This is a genomic window from Candidatus Manganitrophaceae bacterium, from assembly GCA_016200325.1.
In the GTDB taxonomy this organism is placed as follows: domain Bacteria; phylum Nitrospirota; class Nitrospiria; order SBBL01; family Manganitrophaceae; genus Manganitrophus.
This window is the reverse complement of record JACQEZ010000019.1, coordinates 407,540-426,935: the sequence shown is the minus strand read 5'-3', so window position 1 is coordinate 426,935 and position 19,396 is coordinate 407,540. Positions and strand designations below refer to the sequence as shown.

Annotated in this window: 19 protein-coding genes; 13 read left to right on the top strand and 6 right to left on the bottom strand. The window is 60.5% G+C overall.

The annotated features are described in order from the left end of the window. Positions 1-8 precede the first annotated feature (8 nt). From HY282_16940 to HY282_16895, 10 genes are all read left to right on the top strand, one after another. Positions 9-956 (top strand): cobalamin-binding protein, encoded by a 948-nt coding sequence (locus HY282_16940; GenBank protein MBI3805436.1) that lies wholly within the window; start codon positions 9-11, stop codon positions 954-956. After that, entirely contained in the window at positions 946-2,355 is a 1,410-nt protein-coding gene (locus HY282_16935; GenBank protein MBI3805435.1) for a cobyrinate a,c-diamide synthase, read from the top strand. Before HY282_16940 ends, HY282_16935 begins: the two co-directional genes overlap by 11 nt. A 28-nt stretch (positions 2,356-2,383) precedes the next feature. Beyond that, positions 2,384-2,947, top strand: a complete 564-nt coding sequence (locus tag HY282_16930; protein ID MBI3805434.1) for a cob(I)yrinic acid a,c-diamide adenosyltransferase — start codon at positions 2,384-2,386, stop codon at positions 2,945-2,947. Positions 2,948-2,981: 34 nt separating this feature from the next. Continuing rightward, on the top strand, positions 2,982-3,665 hold the full coding sequence (locus HY282_16925; GenBank protein ID MBI3805433.1) for an adenine nucleotide alpha hydrolase: 684 nt from the start codon (positions 2,982-2,984) through the stop codon (positions 3,663-3,665). Then, positions 3,662-4,582 carry an ABC transporter substrate-binding protein gene (locus HY282_16920; protein ID MBI3805432.1) on the top strand — a complete coding sequence of 307 codons (921 nt, stop codon included), beginning with the start codon at positions 3,662-3,664 and terminating at the stop codon, positions 4,580-4,582. The genes HY282_16925 and HY282_16920 overlap by 4 nt, the downstream gene beginning before the upstream one ends. After that, the gene (locus HY282_16915) at positions 4,579-5,652 is read left to right on the top strand and encodes an iron chelate uptake ABC transporter family permease subunit (GenBank protein MBI3805431.1); all 1,074 of its coding nucleotides are present in this window, start codon (positions 4,579-4,581) and stop codon (positions 5,650-5,652) included. Before HY282_16920 ends, HY282_16915 begins: the two co-directional genes overlap by 4 nt. Continuing rightward, positions 5,639-6,451 carry a heme ABC transporter ATP-binding protein gene (locus HY282_16910; GenBank protein ID MBI3805430.1) on the top strand — a complete coding sequence of 271 codons (813 nt, stop codon included), beginning with the start codon at positions 5,639-5,641 and terminating at the stop codon, positions 6,449-6,451. Before HY282_16915 ends, HY282_16910 begins: the two co-directional genes overlap by 14 nt. 2 nt (positions 6,452-6,453) lie before the next feature. Next, positions 6,454-7,341, top strand: a complete 888-nt coding sequence (locus tag HY282_16905; GenBank protein ID MBI3805429.1) for an energy transducer TonB — start codon at positions 6,454-6,456, stop codon at positions 7,339-7,341. A gap of 131 nt (positions 7,342-7,472) precedes the next feature. Beyond that, a complete protein-coding gene (hemE, locus tag HY282_16900) occupies positions 7,473-8,540 on the top strand; it encodes a uroporphyrinogen decarboxylase (protein ID MBI3805428.1) in 1,068 nt (355 codons plus the stop codon). Further along, entirely contained in the window at positions 8,537-9,505 is a 969-nt protein-coding gene (locus HY282_16895; GenBank protein ID MBI3805427.1) for a ferrochelatase, read from the top strand. The genes hemE and HY282_16895 overlap by 4 nt, the downstream gene beginning before the upstream one ends. Before the next feature lie 37 nt (positions 9,506-9,542). On the opposite strand, the gene HY282_16890 is transcribed toward HY282_16895, so the two are convergent. Beyond that, positions 9,543-9,929, bottom strand: coding sequence for a nuclear transport factor 2 family protein (locus tag HY282_16890; protein ID MBI3805426.1), 387 nt, complete (start codon positions 9,927-9,929; stop codon positions 9,543-9,545). A 197-nt stretch (positions 9,930-10,126) separates the two neighbouring features. After that, complete coding sequence (locus HY282_16885; protein MBI3805425.1) at positions 10,127-11,662, bottom strand: MFS transporter; 1,536 nt, start codon at positions 11,660-11,662, stop codon at positions 10,127-10,129. Between the two features lie 197 nt (positions 11,663-11,859). On the opposite strand from HY282_16885, the gene HY282_16880 reads away from it, so the two are divergent. Next, positions 11,860-12,489: a cysteine hydrolase gene (locus HY282_16880; protein ID MBI3805424.1), complete on the top strand. Its 630-nt coding sequence runs from the start codon at positions 11,860-11,862 to the stop codon at positions 12,487-12,489. Between the two features lie 287 nt (positions 12,490-12,776). Beyond that, on the top strand, positions 12,777-13,385 hold the full coding sequence (locus tag HY282_16875; protein MBI3805423.1) for a fibronectin type III domain-containing protein: 609 nt from the start codon (positions 12,777-12,779) through the stop codon (positions 13,383-13,385). 120 nt (positions 13,386-13,505) lie between these two features. Here the strand turns inward: HY282_16875 and HY282_16870 are convergent, their stop codons facing one another. Both HY282_16870 and HY282_16865 read right to left on the bottom strand, forming a co-directional pair. Beyond that, positions 13,506-14,090 (bottom strand): CHRD domain-containing protein, encoded by a 585-nt coding sequence (locus tag HY282_16870; protein MBI3805422.1) that lies wholly within the window; start codon positions 14,088-14,090, stop codon positions 13,506-13,508. Between the two features lie 460 nt (positions 14,091-14,550). After that, positions 14,551-15,345 (bottom strand): class I SAM-dependent methyltransferase, encoded by a 795-nt coding sequence (locus tag HY282_16865; GenBank protein MBI3805421.1) that lies wholly within the window; start codon positions 15,343-15,345, stop codon positions 14,551-14,553. A gap of 564 nt (positions 15,346-15,909) precedes the next feature. Between HY282_16865 and hemG the strand changes: the two genes are divergently transcribed. After that, the gene (gene hemG, locus HY282_16860; GenBank protein ID MBI3805420.1) at positions 15,910-17,352 is read left to right on the top strand and encodes a protoporphyrinogen oxidase; all 1,443 of its coding nucleotides are present in this window, start codon (positions 15,910-15,912) and stop codon (positions 17,350-17,352) included. A gap of 9 nt (positions 17,353-17,361) precedes the next feature. Here the strand turns inward: hemG and HY282_16855 are convergent, their stop codons facing one another. Both HY282_16855 and HY282_16850 read right to left on the bottom strand, forming a co-directional pair. Next, on the bottom strand, positions 17,362-17,937 hold the full coding sequence (locus tag HY282_16855; protein MBI3805419.1) for a TlpA family protein disulfide reductase: 576 nt from the start codon (positions 17,935-17,937) through the stop codon (positions 17,362-17,364). A gap of 11 nt (positions 17,938-17,948) precedes the next feature. Continuing rightward, positions 17,949-19,376, bottom strand: a complete 1,428-nt coding sequence (locus HY282_16850; protein ID MBI3805418.1) for a YncE family protein — start codon at positions 19,374-19,376, stop codon at positions 17,949-17,951. Positions 19,377-19,396 lie beyond the last annotated feature (20 nt).

The window sequence follows — 19,396 nt, the reverse complement described above, 5'->3', positions numbered from 1 at the left end:
GGCATCACATGCGGATTGTCTCATTTCTTCCCAGCGCCACCGAGATGGTCTGTGCGCTCGGCCTGGGAGACCAGTTGGTCGGCATCACGCACGAATGCGATTATCCGGCGGAGGTCCGATCGAAGCCGGTCGTCGTCCGATCGGCGATTGAGATGAAGGGGCTCACCTCGCAGCAGGTCGATGAGGCGGTCAGCCGGATGATGAAAGCGGGGCAGAGCCTCTACGTCGTCGATGAGACCGTTCTAAAAAAACTGGCGCCCGACCTGATCGTCACCCAAGATCTCTGTCAGGTCTGCGCCCCGTCGGGAAATGAGGTCGGCCGGGTGGTGAAGTTTTTATCGGCGCCGCCGAAAATCCTCTGGATGACCCCGAAGAGTTTAGCGGAGATCTTTGAGAACATCCGCGAGCTGGGGGAGGCGACCGGCCGGACCGACGCCGCGTCGGATTTATTGCGGGATCTGAATGCACGGGTCGAAACCATTTCCAGGAAGGCGGCCGGGCTGCCGCGCCGTCCCCGTGTCTTCTGCATGGAGTGGCTCTCGCCCCCTTACAATGCCGGCCATTGGATGCCGGAGCTGGTCGAGCGGGCGGGAGGAATCGATGCGCTGGCGCAGAAGGGAAAAGATTCGACCCGCGTCGCCTGGGAGGAGATCCTCGATTACGATCCGGAGGTATTGGTCCTCTCCCCCTGCGGCTTTAACCTCGAAGAGGTCCTCCGCCAGGTGGCGCTCCTGACCCGCTATCCCGAGTGGGAGCGGCTCTCGGCGGTGCGGGAGGGGCGGGTCTATGCCGTCGATGCCAACAGTTACTTCGCCCGGCCCGGCCCCCGCGTCGTCGACGGCCTGGCGCTGCTCGCCGCGCTGATCCATCCGGAGGAATTCGACTGGCCCGGTCCGAGCGACGCCTATCGGCCGCTCGATCTGGAGCATCTCAGGAGGGTCTCTGTTGGCGCTTGAAAAAAGACCCTTTCCCCGATTGGTGATTGCCGGAACCCACAGCGGCGTCGGAAAGACGACCGTCGTCATGGCGATCACCGCGGCCCTTCGCCGGCGAGGTCTTCGGGTTGCGCCGTTCAAAGTCGGCCCCGATTATCTCGATCCGCTTCAGCACCGGCATCTGGCCGGGAGGCCCTGCCGAAACCTCGACGGCTGGATGCTCTCCCGCGAAGAGAACCTCCGCTCTTTTACCGAAGGATGCGCCGGCGCCGATATCGCCTTGATTGAGGGGATGATGGGGCTGTTCGACGGCCGGGAGACGAAGGGGGAGGAGGCGAGCACCGCCGAGATGGCGAAGTGGCTTTCGGCGCCGGTGCTCTTGGTCGTAGACCCTTCCGGGATGGCCCGCAGCCTCAGTGCGCTCCTCCACGGATTTTGTTCCTTCGATCCGGCGCTGTCGCTCTCCGGGGTTATTTTTAATCGGGCGGGGAGCGAGGGGCACCTGCAATGGCTTCAGACGGTCGCTCAGCCCACTCTGACGTCGTTTGGGGGACTTCCGATAGAAGCGGAAATTAAAATTCCGGAGCGTCCTCTCGGTCTGGTTCATCCCAGCCAATCCGGACGCTCCGACGAGGTGATCGGCCGTCTCGCTGAATTGGCCGGGTCATTCCTCGACCTCGACCGGTTGATTGACCTCGCCCGCGCTGCGCCGCCGATCGAGGTGGCGCCCGAGCGGATGACGCCGACGCCGCGCCGCTGCCGGATCGCCGTCGCCCAAGATGAGGCGTTCCATTTCTATTATCCGGACAACCTGGCATTGCTTGCGTCGGAAGGGGCGGAGCTGGTCTTCTTCTCCCCGATTCATGACGAAGCGCTCCCCGACGCGGCTCACGGCCTCTACCTCGGAGGAGGTTATCCCGAACTCTACGCGGCGCCCCTTTCCGAGAACCGGTCGATGCGGAGCGCGATCAAAGCGTTCGCGGAGGCGGGCGGGCCGGTCTATGCGGAATGCGGCGGGATGATCTATCTCGCCCGCGAGCTCCGTCTCGTTTCCGACGACCGATTTGAGATGGTGGGGCTCCTTCCCGGATCGATCCGGATGGAATCGCGGCTCTCGGCGATCGGATATGTCGAGGTGGAGTTCACGGAGGAGAGCCCGCTCCTCGGCCGGGGCGCGCGGGCGCGGGGGCACGAATTCCACTGCTCCCGATGGGAGGAGGAGCCGCCGGAGGGGGAAGGGGTGAAGCGGGTCTACCGCGTTTTAAAAGAAGGTCCGGCGCGGCGGGAGGGATATCTCTTCCGGAATCTGCTGGCCAGTTACTTCCATCTCCATTTCGGTTCCAATCCCCAAGCGGCCGCGACCTTCGTGGCGTCGTCTGCCCGGTGGAAAGAGGTCCATTCGTTCAAGGCGGCGTGCTGATTTTCTGACGCCGCAGAGGAGGAGAGAGATGCCGAGGATTACGAAAGTCTACACGAAGACCGGCGATGACGGAACGACCGGGCTCGGAAGCCGGCAGCGCGTTCCGAAAGATTCGGCACGGATCGAGGCGTATGGGGCGGTCGATGAGCTCAACTCCCAGATCGGGGCCGCCCTCGCCGCCGGTCTCGATCCGCTCTTGACCGAAATGTTCGCTTCGATTCAGAACGACCTTTTTCATCTCGGCTCCGATCTCTGTATTCCGGAAGAAGAGAAGGCCCGGCTGAAGGTGCCGAAGATCGAGCAGCGCCATGTCGACGCCCTGGAGCGGTCGATCGACCGCCTCTCCGAGAGCCTGCAATCGCTCGCCAACTTTATCCTCCCCGGCGGCGCGCCCGGCGCAGCACAGCTCCATATTGCCCGCACCGTCTGCCGTCGTGCGGAGCGGCGGGTGATCACCCTCCGCCGGAGCGAGCCGGTCGGACCGTTCACCGTTCCCTATCTCAACCGCCTCTCCGACCTCCTCTTCGTGATGGCGCGCTACGAGAACAAACAGAAGGGGATGCCCGATGTCTTGTGGGACAGTCGAGCGTAGGAAAGTATTTCGGAATGCAGATTGCGGAGTATCGATGAAAAAGAGAACCTGGCTTTCTTGGAGCAGCGGGAAGGACAGCGCCTGGTCGCTCTATCGATTAAGGGCGCAGCCGGAGGTCGAAGTGACCGGGTTGATCACGACCGTCAATGCCCGGCACCAACGGGTGGCGATGCATGCGGTCCGGGTGAGCCTCCTTCAGGCGCAGGCTGCGGCGGCGGGACTCCCGCTCCAGATCGTCTCGATTCCCGATCCCTGCAGCAACGAGGCGTATGAAGCGGCGATGCGGACATTGATCGATCAGGCGAAAGAGGCGGGGGTGACCCACGTTGCCTTCGGCGATCTCTTTCTGGAAGAGATTCGGGCCTACCGCGAGCGGCAGCTGGCCGGCACCGGGATTGTGCCGCTCTTTCCCCTCTGGCAGATCCCGACCGACCGCCTTGCTCGCGAGATGATTGCCGGCGGCCTGCGGGCGGTGATCACCTGTGTCGATCCAAGGCATCTTGCTCCATCGTTCGCCGGGCGAACGTTCGATGCGGCGTTTCTGGCCGACCTGCCGAAAGAGGTCGATCCCTGCGGCGAGCGGGGGGAGTTCCATAGCTTTGCGATTGAGGGCCCGATGTTCCGGCAGCCGATCGAGGTTCAGGTCGGCGAGGTGGTCACACGGGACGGGTTCGTCTTCGCCGATTTGCTGCCGGCTACGGAGGAAGCGGTTCGATGAAATGGAGCCTTACCCGCACCCTCGTGCTGATTCTCCTCTTCGTCGATCTTTCATCGGTGCGGGCGGCGGAGACCGGTTCTTCGACCCAGCCGCAGCGGATCGTCTCGTTGACCCTCGGCACCGACGAAATTCTTTTTTCCCTGGTCGACCCGAAGCGGATTGTTGCCGTGACCTATCTCGCGGTCGATCCCGGCGTCTCGCATGTCGTGGAGCAAGCCAAACAGATTCCCAACCATCTTCACCTGAGTGTGGAAGGGGTGATCGCGCTCCATCCCGACCTGGTGCTCGTGGCGACCTACACCGCCGCCGATGTGGTGAAGGCGCTGACCGATGCGAAGCTCCCGGTGATGAAGCTCGCCCTCTTCTCTTCTGTTAAAGGGGTCGAGCAGAACATCCTTGCCGTCGGCCGAGCGGTCGGTGAAGAGGCACGGGCGGAGGAGATCGTCTCCGAGATGCGCCGCCGCCTCCAGCGAATCGTCAGCCGGGTCGGCGCCGCGTCGACGCGGCCCGGGGTCCTCTTCTACAGCCCGACCGGGGTGGTCGCGGGAAAAGAGACGATGTTTGATGAGATGGCGGTGTTGACCGGCGGCCGGAATCGGGCCGCCGAGGCGGGACTGGTCGGACATCAGAAGATTTCGATTGAAACGTTGATCCAGCTCGATCCGGAGATCGTCATCGTCAGCGATTGGAATCCGGAGGAGCCCGACTTCTACCAAAAGCTGATCACCCATCCGGCGCTGGGACATCTCTCGGCGATCCGGAACCGGCGCGTTTACGCCATCCCGGAGAAACATCTCTCGTCGGTGTCCCACTATCTGATCGACGGAATCGAACAGGTCGCCCGGGTGATCCATCCGGAGCGCTTCGATGCTCCGGCGGAGAAGACGGCGCAGCCGGAGGGGGGAGGAAAACGATGACGACCGCCTCTCTTGCCGCCGAGCGCCGCGTTCTCCGTCGCATCCGTCCTGCCGCCGGTTGGCTCTCCCTTCTGGTACTCTTTTTGATCGGCAGCATTCTCGCAGCGACAATGATCGGCGCCGTCTCGGTTCCCTTTCCAATCGTCGTCCGGCTCGTCCTCAATCAGCTCCCGTTCGTCCACTGGACCGGATGGGATCCCTCGCAGGAGATCATCATTACGACGGTCCGGTTCCCGCGGGTGCTGCTGGCGGCGCTGATCGGCGGGGGGCTCGGCATTTCGGGGGCGGCGCTTCAGGGGCTCTTCCGCAACCCGATGGCCGATCCCGGCGTGATCGGCCTTTCGGCCGGCGCGGCGCTCGGTGCCGTGATCTCGCTGACGACCGGAATCGCCTTCCACCATCCGCTGATCCTTCCCGCGTTCGCTTTCGGCGGAGCGTTCGGCACCGTCCTCTTGGTTTATCGGATCGCGACCCGAGACGGAAAGACGCCGGTCACCACCTTTCTCCTCTCCGGGATGGCGGTCGGGATCTTTATGGTCTCGATGCTCTCGCTGATTCTCTCCCGGATCACGTCGGTCGCCGTGGTTGGGGAGATCCTCTTCTGGCTGATGGGGGGGCTCGATGCGCGGGGCTGGATTCATCTGAAGGTGGCGGTCGGTCCGATTTTACTCGGAAGCATCGGACTCCTCTTCTTCGGCCGAGACCTCAATTTGCTGGCGTCGGAAGGGGAAGAGGGGGCGGCGGCGCTCGGGATGAACATCAAGTCGGTTCAGCGGTCTCTTTTGGTCCTCTCCTCCTTGGTGACTGGCGCGGCCGTCGCCTTCACCGGGACGATCGCCTTTGTCGGATTGATCATTCCGCATGTCGTCCGGCTGGTCATTGGGCCCGACCACCGGATTTTGCTGCCGGCCTCTTTTCTCGCCGGGGGGAGTTTTTTGGTCTTCGCCGATCTGCTGGCGCGGGTGGCGATCGCGCCGGAGGAGATGCGGCTCGGGACGATCACGTCGTTGGTCGGCGTTCCCTTTTTCCTTTATCTGCTGCACAAGGGGATTCGGGATGCGAGAGGATAATATGATCGTCGGAATCGACCTCAAAGGGGTTTCCTTCTCAAGGCGGGGCGCGGCTGTCTTAAATGGGATTAATTTTACGGTCGGGCCGCGGGAGTTTGTTGGACTGATCGGGCCCAACGGCGCGGGGAAGTCGACGCTCCTCAAGCTCCTGATGAAGCTCCTGACGCCGACCGCCGGGACGATTCTCCTCGACGGGAGGCCACTCGACCGGTGGAACCAAAAAGAGCTGGCGCGGCGGATCGCCTACCTGCCGCAGAACCCGCAGCCGGAGAGTCCTTTCCCCTGTCGCGAGGCGGTCTCGATGGGACGGTATGCCCACCTCGGACGGTTCGAGCGGGAGAGGACAGCCGACCGTCAGATCGTAGAAGAGGCGATGCGGCTGACGGAGACCGACACGTTCGCCGACCGGCCGATCACCGCGCTCTCCGGCGGCGAGCTGCAGCGGGTGTTGATTGCCAGGACACTGGCGCAAGAGGCGACGACGCTCCTCCTCGATGAGCCGACGGCGAATCTCGACCCGCAGCATCAGCTCGGCCTGATCGACCTGGTTGCCTCGCTGACCGGGAAGGGGATCTCGGTCGTCATGGCGTTGCATGACCTCCATCTGGCGGCGCGTTACTGTCATCGCCTGATTTTGCTGCACCGGGGCGAAGTCGTCGCCGACGGGACGCCTCGCAACGTTTTAACCGAGCCGCATTTGCGGCAGGTCTACGGCATCGAGGCGGAGGTCACCCTCCATCCGACGCTCCATTATCCGGTGGTGACCCCTCTGTCGATCGCGGAGCGGGGGAGGGAATAAGGATGCGAAGCGCACGCCTGTCAGTGATTGTCTCCCTTCTCTTCCACCTGCTCCTCTTGGCCGGACTTTTCTCCATCGCCGGTCGGAGCGGGGGGGGAGAGGAGCGGTTTGAGGTGGAGCTCGTTTCATTCGAGGGGCTCGGCTCGGTCGCTGCCGCGACGGAAGGAAATCCGAGTGGACCGTCTCACCCGTCGGTCCCCCCAGTTGTCCAGAAGAGGTCCCAAGCTCCTGCCCCGCGTCTCAAAAAAACGTCGCCGCCGTCTCCCTCCCCTTCCACAAAGCCGGCAAATTTGGAAAGCGCAGAGGCCGTTTCCGAGCCGCCGCAACCGGAGGAGAAACCGATCCCGCCGGAGACATCGGCGGCATCCGCTCGAACGGATCTGTCCTCTGTACCCGGTGAGACCGCCGCGCAGGCGTCACTAGAGTCGCTACCAACCGTCACGCTCGTCGCCGGGAGAGAGCGCTCCGAAGGGGGATCGACGGGAGAGGGGACTGAAAAAGGGGAGGGGGTCGAACCGGGCTTCCCTGGCGAGGGACCGTTGAAGCCGACCGTCAGCGACGCGCTCCCGGGCGGGATCGACGGCACCGGCGGCGGGGCGGGGCCCCGCTTTATCCTGCCCCGCGCCGACGGCCGATCCCATCCGAAGCCGCGTTATCCCGAGACGGCGCGTGCCGAGGGGAGAGAGGGGACGGCCCTGCTTAAAGTCACCGTCCTCCCGAGCGGCCAGGTCGGCCAGGCGGTGATCGAGCGCTCCTCCGGGCATGTCGATCTTGACCGGGCGGCGGTCGAGGCGGTGATAAAGTGGACCTTTCTCCCCGCGCGGCGCGGCGACAGTCCGGTCGCCGCCGCGGTACGGATCCCGGTGACCTTCTCCCTCGACCATCCCTAGAAGCGCCGTCAACAGGGCTGCTTCCAGCGTTTGACACCTCCTCCCCAGGATGTTAAAATCCACCGCCTGTGTGAAGAAATTTCGGATTGCAGATTAGGACATAAAATATTTGTCCTTGTTTTCACTCCGCAATCCGCAATCGAAAGGGGGTTCCTACGAACGATCGATTCCTAAAAGCCTGCCGGCGTGAGCCGGTCGATTACACGCCGATCTGGCTGATGCGACAGGCCGGCCGTTACATGAAGGAGTTTCGCGAGATTCGGGCGAAGCATTCGCTCCTGACCGTCTGCAAGACGCCGGAGCTCGCCGCCGAGGTGACGCTTCAGCCGATCAAGCGGTTCGACCTCGATGCCTCGATTATTTTTGCCGACATCCTCCTGCCGCTCGAGCCGATGGGGTTGCAGCTCGAATTCGTGAAGGGGGAAGGGCCGGCGATCCACAATCCGGTGAAGGATAAAAAAGGGGTCGAAGCGCTCCGGCCGGTCGTGCCCGAAGAGAGCCTCGGCTATGTGATGGAGGCGATTCGGCAGGTTCGCCGCGAGCTGAAAGTGCCGCTGATCGGATTCGCCGGCGCGCCGTTCACCCTCGCGAGCTACATGATCGAGGGGGGACATTCGCGCAACTATCTCGACACCAAGCGGATGATGTATGGCGCGCCGGAGGTCTGGGATCTCTTGATGACGAAGCTCGTCCGTGTCCTCTCCGACTATCTCATGGCACAGGTGAAAGCCGGCGCCCAGGCGCTTCAGGTTTTTGACAGCTGGATCGGCGCCCTCTCGCCCGACGACTACCGCCGGTTTGTCTTCCCCCACATGAAGGGACTGTTCGCCGCGCTTCAGGGGGCCGGGGTGCCGCTGATCCATTTCGGCACCGGGACGGCGACGTTGCTGGAGCTGCAAAAAGAGGCGGGGGGTGATGTGATCGGGCTCGACTGGCGGGTCAACTTGGACGAAGGGTGGAAGCGGCTCGGTTATGACGTGGCGGTCCAGGGGAACCTCGATCCGGTCGTCCTTTTTGCCCCGATCTCCGAGATCGAAAACCAGGTCGATGCGATCCTCCGCCGCGCGGCGAATCGTCCCGGACACATCTTCAATCTCGGCCATGGGATTCTTCCGGAGACGCCGCTCGAGAGTGTCGACGCGGTGATCGCGCGGGTGCATCAGCAGAGCGCACGGAGGGGGGGACCGGGTAGTCGATGAGCGGCGAGAATGGAAACCGGCTGAAGAAGAGCTCTTCCGATCCGATCGCGGTCTTGTTGATGGCGCATGGCGGGCCCGATTCTCTCGACGATGTCGAGCCGTTCCTCCGGCACATCATGAAGGAGCGGGTCCCTTCCCCCGAGGTGGTCGCGCTGGTCCGGGAGCGCTATCGGCTGATCGGGGGGAAGTCTCCCCTGTTGGAGATCACCCAACAGCAGGCGGCGGCGCTCGAAGCGGCGCTCAACGAGAAAACCCTCCGCTTCAAAGTCTATATCGGGATGCGGCATTGGTCTCCCTTCATCAAAGAGTCGGTGAAGGAGATCGTGGCAGATGCGCCGCGGCATCTCATCGCCGTCAGCCTCGCCCCCCACTACTCGAAGCTGAGCGTCGGCGCCTACATTCAGGCGTTGAAGACGGCGCTCAACGATGCCGGGAGCGATCTGCCGGTGACGCCGGTCGAGAGCTGGCACAATCAGCCGCTGTTGCTCGACGCCTTCGCGAAGAAGGTGAAGGAGGCGCTCGCCGTCTATCCGGAGGCGATCCGGTCGACCGTGCCGGTTCTTTTTACCGCCCACTCCTTGCCGGAGCGGGTTCTCTCCGAGGGAGATCCTTATCCGAAAGAGCTGGAGGGAACGGTTGCCGGGGTGGTGAAGCGGCTCGGCGTGGTGAACAGCCGCTTTGCGTATCAGAGCCGCGGCATGGCGCCGGGGAAGTGGCTGGGACCGGAGGTCGATGAGGTGTTAAACGAGCTTGCCGCCAAAGGGGAAAAAAATCTTTTGATCGTCCCGGTCGGGTTCGTCTGCGACCATGTCGAAATCCTCTATGATATCGACATCCTCTACAAAGAGACCGCCCGGTCGAAGGGAATCGAATTGCGCCGCACCGAATCGCTCAATGCCTCGCCCCTTTTTATCCAAGCGCTCGCCGCGGTCGTCCACACCCACCTGCCCGCGCAAAGCGATTGATCTAAACATCTCTTCCGAACCACCCGTTCAGTCCGAATTACATCCCATAGCGCGCGGCGGTGTTGAAGAAGCCGCGCCAGCGGGTGACCTTTCCGTTTCTGACGGAGAAGAGATGGATCCATTCGCTCTCAAATTCTTTTTTGGTATCGAGCGCCGTCGTCTTTTCCCAGCCGAGGACCGTGACATGCTCGTTCGCCTCGATGAATTCGCGCGGCTCAAAAAGATGGATCTCGTCCACCTTCGGCAGCGCCTCGAAAAAGCCGGCGACCTCTTTGGGGGTTCGGCGCCGTCCGGCATAAGGCAGACTGGGCGAGCCGACGAACTCCCAATCGACGTCATCGGCAATTAGATTCATCATCGCCGGTAAGTCCTTCCGGCCAAACGCCGCGTAGGCTTGCTGAACAATCTCGGTCGCTTTACCCATCGGTATTCTCCTCTCTGCACGGTTCAACGGTCCTCAGATCCCTCTTGTGACCGGGGCGCTTATTTAAATAAAGATCTCCTAAAAATGAAGACTGGTGCCTTTCCTTTTTGTATAAGCTTGTTCCGGAAGGGAAGTCAACGATTAATTTGGAGGAGGTCGGCGAGACGGAGAGGACGCCGATTCTGCACGGATCGGCGCTATGTTTCTTTCTTTTGAAACGAGGTCATCCCCAAAAGAAACGCCGCCATCAATCCATAGGCCGCGGCGGTCACATAAGGCCGCGTCGTCTCGCTCTGCCAGGGAAAGAAGAGCCGTCCGTCGTCGAACGGCGAGTGGATGACGCCGAAGAGGGTGAGCGCGCCGGCGGCGGCGAAGAAGAGGGCGGCACGGAGGAGCCGCCGGTCGATGATCTCGGCGAGTCCTCCCCCCCAGAGAAGCGACGAGACGACGAAGCCGTTGGAGAGAAAGAGGAGGGCCTGATAGCTCTGCGCCGTCTCTCCTTGCAGATCGGCGGCCCGTTTCCCGAGGTGGCCGAGCAGACCGTTCAATTCAATTAAAATCAACGCCGCGATGACCGGGAGAAATGCGAAGGCGACCGCTTTGTAATGTTCCTTCGGGGTGGCGGCGAACGCCTGCGCGGTGATCTCCAATCCGATGAAAATTAAGATCGGCGCCACCGCCGCCTCCGGCAGCAGATCGACCACATTCCCGAGAAAGCCGAAGATTGCCGCACATCCGATAAAGAGCGCCGTCGCCAGCGTATAGCCGGCGCCCCCTCCCATCTCTTTGTAGGCGGGATGGCCGATGTACGGGGTCGTCTGCACCACGCCGCCGCAGAGGCCGCTCATCATCGTCGAGAATCCGCTTGTCCAGAGAATCGCCCGGGTGTCGTATTCATCCCCCGCCGCCGCGGCGCTCTCGGTCACGTCGATTCCGCCGATGATCACGATGATCGCAAAGGGGAGGGCGATCGGAAGGTAGGGAAGGATGTGGGGAAGCCCTTCTAAGAAAGCGAGGGTCGGAAAGGGAAGGGCCCAGGTCGTCGCCTCCGCCGGGACCGAGGGGGCATGTCCCGGTTCGAAAAGACCGGTGACGGTCGAGAGGACGATCCCCAGCATGACCGCGGCAAACGCGGCGGGGATCCGAAAAGGAAACGGGACCTTTCCGACGATGCAGGTGAGGATCACGATGAGCGAGAAGAAACCGACGATTGGGTTTGCGACGATCTTCAGGAGCGGGAGGAAGGCAATTAAGAGGAGCGCCACCCCGGCGATCGGTCCGAGCAGGCCGGCGCGGGGGACGATTCGGCGGAGGGTCGGTCCGAGAAAGGCGCCGGCCGTCTTGGTCGCCCCGACGAGGATCACGACCGCCATCGAGATTTTCCAGGCGAGCATCGCATCGTGTGTCGCAAGATAGGCCGGGCCGATGACGCCGAAGGTGAAGGCGAAGAGGGAGGGGGTATCGATCCCGGGCGGCATCGCGGTGATGTCGCTCCGGCCGGTCCGGCGGGCGAGCCGGATCGCCATGATCGAGAAGATCAGATCACCGACCAGGACGCCGATCGCCGAGCCGGGGATCATCCGGCCGTAGACGATCTCGTGGGGAAATTTGAAGACGCCGATCAGGATCGCCGCCATGATGACGAGCTGCGTCATGTTGTCGACGACGAGGCCGAAGAAGGCGTTCAGGTCACCCGGCCTTAAAAGGAATCTTTCTTTCAGGCTTCGTTGCATCCGAAGGGGCTCCGAGAGGCATTGTTCAAGGGGGGGAGTATACACATTACCCGCTGGGATCACAATCGAATTCCGTCCCCCTCGATCTCTTGCGCCGCTCTTTTCATAGATTGTAAAATAAGAAAGGACGTTTGAATAACGCGGCTTCCGTGAAGAGAAGAAGCGGTCGATGGCCGACCGAGGGAGGGAAGCGTAAGATGCCGGCGAGGAATCAAGATTTACATGGCAATGTCCCCGATAAGGCGGACGTAGCATTGCTGCTGATCGACGTGATCAATGATCTGGAGTTTAAAGAAGGGCGCGCTCTGCTCAAGCGGGCCTTGCCGGTGGCGGAAAAAATCGCCCAACTAAAGAAGCGCGCCAAGCGGGCCGGTCTCCCGGTCGTTTATGTCAACGACAACTTCGGAAAGTGGCGGTCGGACTTCAAGAAGCTGGTTTCCCATTGTCTGAATGATGACGTCTGCGGACGCCCTCTCGTCGAGCGGTTGAAGCCGGAAGAAGACGACTATTTTATCTTGAAGCCGAAAAACTCGGCTTTCTATGCAACCACCCTGAGCGTCCTCCTCGACTATCTTCATGTTAAAACCTTAATCCTCACCGGATTCACCGGGGACAACTGCGTCCTCTTTACCGCCCATGATGCCTACCTGCGCGATTTTTATCTCACGATCCCCTCCGATTGCGTCGCCTCATACAGCGAAAAGGAAAATCGGCAGGCCCTTCGAATGATGAAGCGGCTGCTGAAAGCCGAGGTTTGCCCCTCAAATCAAATCCGCTTCCGTCGGCCCTCTGTGATCGAAGCGTCGCAGAGGCGGAAATCGGCTTGACTAGAGTCCCACCTGGAGAATGATCCTGTTTCCACTGCCGGTTCATTGAATGCCGATCTCGGATGGCCAGGCCCTCTGGGTGGACCCTAAAAGCAATTTACTTTTTGCTTGATTCCTCCTGCTTCCTTATGCAATTTTAAGAGGTCCACTGCGCAAATGATTCTAATGTTATTTCCGGTCGTTCTTTCAGGTCCCCCCTTTCCTCCTCCTGTTCAGATCGACACCCATACAGATCAACGCGAGACGGTCTATCGCCGTTCCGCGACTCACCCAGGGAGGGGTGTCCCATGCGAAGGGGAAAGCAGCATCACGGAGAGCTCTCCTCCCCGATCTTTTTACTCGATCTCTCCAGGGCCCTGGCCGGGACCGGTTTAATCATCCTTTTTGTCCTTTTTTGCGCTCTCCCGCCGCTCCGTGCGGAAGAGGCGCGGCTCTCTTGGGATCCGAGTCCCACGGCGGCTGTGAGGGGCTATCGGGTCTATCATGGGACCGTCTCCGGGAACTATTTTGAGTCGATTAAAATTGAAGATAAAACCGATTATACCTTCTCCGGAATCGCCCCCGGCGTCCACTACTTTTCGGTCACGGCCTACGACCGCTTCGGTGAAAGTGATTTCTCGGACGAAGTTTCTAAAACGATCCTCGGCGCTGTTTCGCCGGTCGCGGATGGATCGGGAGGGACTGATGAAGGGGGCGCGGCGCCCGCCGCGTCGGAAGGAGGGGGAGGGGGCTGTAGCCTCCGCTTCCCACTTCAGGAGGGGGGAAATCTTCTGGATCGGGCCGATCTGTTGCTGATTGTTTTTGCATCCGTTTTCCTTGTGCTAAAGCGGCGCTTACGCGGCGGCCGTCCCCATTCGGCAGACCGCTCTGTGCGAGTTAGATCTGCCGACCGGTGAAGCGCAGAACCCCCTCGGCGCGCCGGAAAGCGGCCCGAAGGAGAGGGAGAGACCCCAATGACGCAAAACCGGCCAAAGAGAACGGTCTCCTTGGCCGGTTCATCACGTAAGACGGTGATACTAATTCAGCAAGCCGAACCGTTGAACCACGATCTGTCCCCGAATCTCCCCGGGAATATATTTGAGGGAGTGGACATTCACATAGGTGAGCCCCCGCAGCAGGGCGCGGACGAGCTCGTCAAACTGGGTCGCTGAGATTCCCTGGCCCGCGGGACCGATGACGTCGGCCGCGGTGATCGTCCCCTGGAGGGTTCCACTGAGCGGACAGGGGGAAACGGAAACACCTGCCGGCGGCGGAACGGGGCTGCTCGGATTTCCGCAGAACCAGATCGAAATCCCTCCATTCGCAAAAATCTGCCCGAAATGAATGTGGGCCATAAAGACATCCGATTCCGTCCCGCTGTAGGTGAGGGTATAGCGAATGGTGGTCCGATCGGCGCTGACCGTCGCCGTAAATCGGCCGGTCCCCGGCGATGAGAGGGCCGGGACCTCGGAGAAGCCGGAGAGCCGGGCCACCAGACTGACCGGCCCGGAGCCGGGAGGGGGGACCAGTAGGCCACTGAGGTCGTCGATGGACAAGGCGGTCCTCGCCTGGAGCAGGATCAGCGCTGCACCCGCGAAGAGGGTGAATAGATATTTTTTCATTGGTTTTCCTCTTTGTGGAGTGATGGGTGTGATCGACGGAGGATCGACTTGGATCACCTTCCGTATCAGACCGACGGTGTGAGGATCGGTCACTCTGAATCGTAGTGGAAATCCACTTGAGGAATCAAGATTATTTTTAGGAGGCGCGCCGGGGACGTTATTATTCCAGCGCGCCGGTTCCCCATCCGAACAGAATACACGGCGGGCGCTTTCGTTGGGAGACGACGCGTATGTTCTGCAGAGCGGCCGGTGGCGCTGAAGGGGCGGCGTGAGGCGCTGATTCATGACGATGCGGTGAGGAAGGCCTATTTAGGAGCGGGATAGTGTCTGTTTAGGATCAGGTGTTTTAGAACGAGGGGTATCCCGCCCCGGCTGTGGGGCGGGATACTATTTGGATAGGACGGAGCGCCCAGTGAGAGGGGTTAAGTCGCCTGGACCGTGCCTAATTCGCCGCCACGTGTCAAAATGGCTTGCGTGCGATATAGGTGAGCGAATCATCTTGCGTCTCGCGCGTGACCCGATCTCCGGTTAAATCAAAAGCGGTGGCATGAGGCAGAAATCCGATTGTTTCAAGTTGTCTTCGTTGGTCGTTGGGTGAAATGTAATAGAGCATCGTTGCATAGTTATGGCATACGTCATTGATCATGGCATATTCCGGTTTTTGTTCTTCATAAGACTTAAATCGAATCCGATTGATCGCGCGCGCGGCGGTATCCATTAAAAACCGGGCCGATCTTGCCGCCAATTTAACAGGATTGTTTGTAAACGAAAACGCTGGAAACTGGAATAACTCTCTGTAGCGCAGATTCTTCCTGTTATAGGTCGAGAAAATAAAGAAGCCACCTGGCGTTAAGAGACGATAGATCTCTTTTAAGATGGCCAATCGGCCGATGTGATCGACCATGCTGACCCCGTTACAAGCAAAAAAAACCAGGGCAAAGGAGCGATCCTGAAATTCGGTCAATGAACGTGCATCCGCATGTTTGAAGCGGACCTCTGGAAATCGTTTACGACAAACGGCGACCATCTCTTCAACATAGTCAATGCCGACATAGTCGGCGCTGATTGCATTGAGTGCTTCGACGGTGCGCCCGCCTCCGACGCCGAGATCGAGAATCGGTTTGCCCTTCACATCGTCGATACAGACATTGAGGGCGGCCTGCTCGGGAGAAGAGAGCGTCTTAAGAAGCGCATAATCAGCGACCGACATGCGCATCGTTTTTTGGTTTATCTCGTCAACGAAGTTCTTTCCCATCCCGTCTCTCCGAAGGAAGAATGAAGCAAATTATACCATATTGGGGTTACATAATAGGTATAAAAAAGGGCCTCCTTTATCACGCCGATGTTTTGTTCGGAGCAAAGCAGAGGAGCGATTTACCTAAAAACAGACCGTGCTGCCCTAAGCAACGGAAGAAAGTGCCGTTGCGGTTCAAGCCGGCGGTCATTTAAGATTCCGAGTCGAACCGCTGTAAGAAGACGAATCGCGGCCGGTCCGTGGACGAAAAACAGCTCCAGCGAGATTGGGGGGAATGGAGCAAGCGAGTTTGACGAATATGCACGAGCACGTCGGGAAAAAGGGCGGCATGGTTATCCGGACGGCGAATTGGATCTGGTTCGCAATCTGGAGATCGAGGGCCGTGGACACAAATGCCAGGAAGCGGGTATGGCGTATTGGATCGCCTCTGATCTGAACGGAACTGGAGGAATTTGTCCGTCTCTATCAGGAGCCGGTCGAGCGTTGAAGTGGGCGAGATCTCCGGTTTGAAACGAAAGCCGGTTTGGGTTACAATCGGAAGTCCTCAATGCGTTGGAAGGGAAGATGGATCAGGCTTCTAAAAAAGTCGTCATCATCGGCGGTGGGATCACCGGGCTTGCGACCGCCTATTTTCTCCAGGAGAAAATCAAGGAGGCGGGGCTCTCGATCGACTGCACATTAATCGAAGTCGAACCCCGTTTCGGCGGGAAGGTGGTGACGGAACGGGTCGATGGATTTGTCATGGAAGGGGGGCCCGATTCGTTCATCACGCAAAAGCCGGGGGCCCTCGATCTCTGTAATCGGTTGGGGCTGACCGATCGGCTGATTCAGACGAATCCAACCGAGAAGGCGATTTTCATTCTTTCGAACGGTAAGCTCTGCCCGATGCCGGAGGGGTTCAACCTGATGGTGCCGGGGCGGGTGATGCCGTTTCTCTGGTCGCCGCTGGTGTCGCCGTTCGGCAAGGCGCGCATGGGGCTCGATCTGATGATTCCGCGGAGGGGGGGCGCCGGGGATGAAAGCATCGCTTCGTTCGTCCGGCGGCGGCTCGGCCAAGAGGCCGTCGACCGATTCGCCGAGCCGATCCTCGCCGGGATCTATGCGGGGGATGCCGAGAAGCTGAGCCTGAGGGCGACCTTCCCCCAGTTCGCTCAGATGGAGCGGGACCATGGCAGCTTGGTCTGGGCGATGTGGATGCGGCGGTGGGAGGCGGCGAAGAAGCTGCCGAGAAAGAGTGACTGGAGCCTCTTCGTTTCCCTTCGCGAGGGGCTCTCCAGCCTGATCGACGCGGTCCGGTCGAAACTCGATCGGGTGACGTTGCTCTCTGGTCGAAAGGTCATCGGCGTCCGCCCGCATCCCAATCCACCCAACCCAATAGACGGCCGGTATGAGATCTCCCTCGACGGCGAGCAGCTCCTGGCTGATGCGGTGGTCATCACGACGAAAACACACACGGCGGCCGATTGGATCGACGGATGGGACGCGGCGCTGGCGAAGCGGCTTCGGGAGAATGAATATGTCTCAACGGCGACCGTCTCGCTGGGGTTTCGAAAGGCCGACGTCCGGCATCCGCTCAATGGCTTCGGGGTGGTCATCCCACGGCGGGAGAAGCGAAAGATCATGGCGATGACCTGGACCTCCACCAAGTTCCCCGGCCGCGCGCCGGAAGGGCATATCTTGATCCGGTCATTTGTCGGGGGAGCGCATCAAGAGGGGTTCGTTCATCTCGACGACGCCGCGCTGATCTCCACCGTCCGAGAGGAACTCCGGACGATTTTAAAGATCGACGCCGCGCCGGTCGTGTCCCGCGTCTTCCGCTGGATCAAAGCGAACCCGCAATACAACGTCGGCCATCTCGATTGGGTCGATGCGGTCGAAAAGGAGACGGCAAAGCATCCGGGGTTCTTCCTCGCCGGCGCGGCCTACCGGGGGGTCGGCCTCCCCGACTGCATCCACCAGGGGAGGGAGACGGCGGAGAAGATCAGCCGGCTTCTCTCGTCCAAATAGAAATTCGCCTTACGGTTTCCGAATCTGTTCGAAGCTTTTGCCGATCCCGGCTTCGGTCATGAGCCCGCCGATCACCCGCTCTCGAATAATCCCGTCCGCGTCGATAAAGAAACTGACCGGCAGACTGATCACGCCGTACCGTTCGGCAATTGCCACCTTCCGATCGACGAGGGTCGGAAAGGGAAAGCCCATCTTTTTTGCGAAGGTCTCCGCCTCTTCCCTCTTTTCTCCAAAATTGACCGCCAGAACCGCGAGCCCCTCTCTTTTGTGTTTTTCATATGCCGCTTCGATCTCGGGGAGTTCCTTCTTGCACGGCTCGCACCAGGTGGCCCAGAAGGTGAGGAGAAGAACCTTCCCCCGATAGTCGGAGAGGCGGACCGATTGGCCTTCGGTCGTGATGGCCTGGAAATCCGACGCCGGCCCGCCGATTTGCGGCGGCTTGCTTCCCATTCCGGTGAGGATTCCTCCAAAGAGGAGCAGGGTCGCAAAGAGGGCGATTCCTCTGGGAGAGAAATGGGGAGGAGCCGAAGCCCCTCCCTTTTTTTGTTGATCATTCTTCATCTGCTTATTTTGCATATTTTGCATTGGAACCTCTGTTAATGCGAAAGATCCCCTTCCATCGAAAAAACCAGAAGGCTGGTCGGCGTTCCGCCGACTTGGACGGTATTGATCGCCGTATCGGTCTTTGCATCGATCACCGACACCGTTCCGTCGGTCCGGTTCGTGGCGAAAAGATGTTCCGCCGTTCCGTCGTGCTCCTGCAGTCCGATCACCCTCCCGGCGGTCGTCGACCCGATCCCGATTTCTTTTATCAGGGTCAGCGTCGGGAGTGCCGTGGTATCAAAGACCTGAACGACATTGCTCTTCTGACTTGCCTTCTGAGCGGTGTTTCCGGAAGCGGCGGAAGCGACATAAAGCTTCGCTCCATCCGATGTAAAAGCAAGGTCGCCGGGGGAGACGTCGGGAAGGTTCGTGATCGTAACGCTGTTGTCGGCGACGTTGATGACCGCCAGGTTTCCGGTGATGCGGGCTGGATCGGATTGTGTATCGGTCCCTCGAACGACAATGAACCGGGCATCCGGGGTGATGTGGGTCGCGCTGGCCGGGCCGATGTTCACGGTTGCCTCGATCGCGAGGGTGGCCGGGTCGATGACGTTCTCCGTGCCGTACGACTCGTTGTTGTTGTAGAGCTTTCCGCTGACCGGGGAGAAGAACATCCCATGCGGCCCGGCGTTGTTGGAGGTGGCCGGGTTGCTGTCGCAGGCCGGTTTGCCTTGGGCCGCCTCTCCCGCCGAATCGCAGAGGTCGATCGTCCCTATCACGGTGAGATAGGTCGGTGAGGCCGGATCGTTGTCGATCACTGAAATCGTCCCCTCTTTGATGCTGCTGACGAACGCGCGGAGGGGAACGGTCGGTGCGGCCGAGGTCGGGTAACTGAAGGCCGCCTTATGATGTCCCTTTCCAATACAGATTGTTTTGAGGACCTCTCCGGCATTGCCCGTTTCATCTCCCCCTTCGTCATGGTTCTGAATGACGGAGACCGATCCGGCTTGGGCCGTGTTGCAGGCGGAGGTGACGGTATCGATCCCGGTGCTCGGGTCTGCATCGTTCAATACCCAGATCCGGGTTCCATCGGGAGACTCCCGGTAGATATGAACCGGCCGTTGTCCGACGGCGATAAATTTTTTGAAGACGGCCGTCGCCCCGACCGGGTCGAGTGCGGCGGTCTGGTTGGTGCTTCCCATGTTGACGAAAATGTGGTTCCGCGTTGAGCTCGCCATGTCGCCGACGCTGGAGAAGAGATCGATCGTCTCGGCGATTGGATTTCCGTCGCTCCCCTGCTCGATGACCGACACCTTTCCGTTCGTATTCCCGACGAAGATCCGGGCTTCCACCCCCGGAGGGGCGCCGGTTTTGGAGAGGCCGGCCGGGGGGCCCGATTGGCCGCTGCAGCCGGCGAGTGCCGCCAGGACAAAGAGGGAAAGGACGATTGAGGATTTTAATAAATTATTTCTCGACGTCATGATGTCTCCTCCAAAGAACT

What these genes read in the sequence shown, in the direction of transcription:
- HY282_16850 (MBI3805418.1), bottom strand. Translation starts at nt 19,376, where the DNA reads ATGACGTCGAGAAATAATTTATTAAAATCCTCAATCGTCCTTTCCCTC.
- HY282_16885 (MBI3805425.1), bottom strand. Translation starts at nt 11,662, where the DNA reads ATGCAACGAAGCCTGAAAGAAAGATTCCTTTTAAGGCCGGGTGACCTG.
- HY282_16910 (MBI3805430.1), top strand. Translation starts at nt 5,639, where the DNA reads ATGCGAGAGGATAATATGATCGTCGGAATCGACCTCAAAGGGGTTTCC.
- HY282_16890 (MBI3805426.1), bottom strand. Translation starts at nt 9,929, where the DNA reads ATGGGTAAAGCGACCGAGATTGTTCAGCAAGCCTACGCGGCGTTTGGC.
- HY282_16855 (MBI3805419.1), bottom strand. Translation starts at nt 17,937, where the DNA reads ATGCAAAATATGCAAAATAAGCAGATGAAGAATGATCAACAAAAAAAG.
- HY282_16865 (MBI3805421.1), bottom strand. Translation starts at nt 15,345, where the DNA reads ATGGGAAAGAACTTCGTTGACGAGATAAACCAAAAAACGATGCGCATG.
- hemG (MBI3805420.1), top strand. Translation starts at nt 15,910, where the DNA reads ATGGATCAGGCTTCTAAAAAAGTCGTCATCATCGGCGGTGGGATCACC.
- HY282_16930 (MBI3805434.1), top strand. Translation starts at nt 2,384, where the DNA reads ATGCCGAGGATTACGAAAGTCTACACGAAGACCGGCGATGACGGAACG.
- HY282_16895 (MBI3805427.1), top strand. Translation starts at nt 8,537, where the DNA reads ATGAGCGGCGAGAATGGAAACCGGCTGAAGAAGAGCTCTTCCGATCCG.
- HY282_16880 (MBI3805424.1), top strand. Translation starts at nt 11,860, where the DNA reads ATGCCGGCGAGGAATCAAGATTTACATGGCAATGTCCCCGATAAGGCG.
- HY282_16915 (MBI3805431.1), top strand. Translation starts at nt 4,579, where the DNA reads ATGACGACCGCCTCTCTTGCCGCCGAGCGCCGCGTTCTCCGTCGCATC.
- HY282_16920 (MBI3805432.1), top strand. Translation starts at nt 3,662, where the DNA reads ATGAAATGGAGCCTTACCCGCACCCTCGTGCTGATTCTCCTCTTCGTC.
- HY282_16870 (MBI3805422.1), bottom strand. Translation starts at nt 14,090, where the DNA reads ATGAAAAAATATCTATTCACCCTCTTCGCGGGTGCAGCGCTGATCCTG.
- HY282_16905 (MBI3805429.1), top strand. Translation starts at nt 6,454, where the DNA reads ATGCGAAGCGCACGCCTGTCAGTGATTGTCTCCCTTCTCTTCCACCTG.
- HY282_16875 (MBI3805423.1), top strand. Translation starts at nt 12,777, where the DNA reads ATGCGAAGGGGAAAGCAGCATCACGGAGAGCTCTCCTCCCCGATCTTT.
- HY282_16925 (MBI3805433.1), top strand. Translation starts at nt 2,982, where the DNA reads ATGAAAAAGAGAACCTGGCTTTCTTGGAGCAGCGGGAAGGACAGCGCC.
- HY282_16940 (MBI3805436.1), top strand. Translation starts at nt 9, where the DNA reads ATGCGGATTGTCTCATTTCTTCCCAGCGCCACCGAGATGGTCTGTGCG.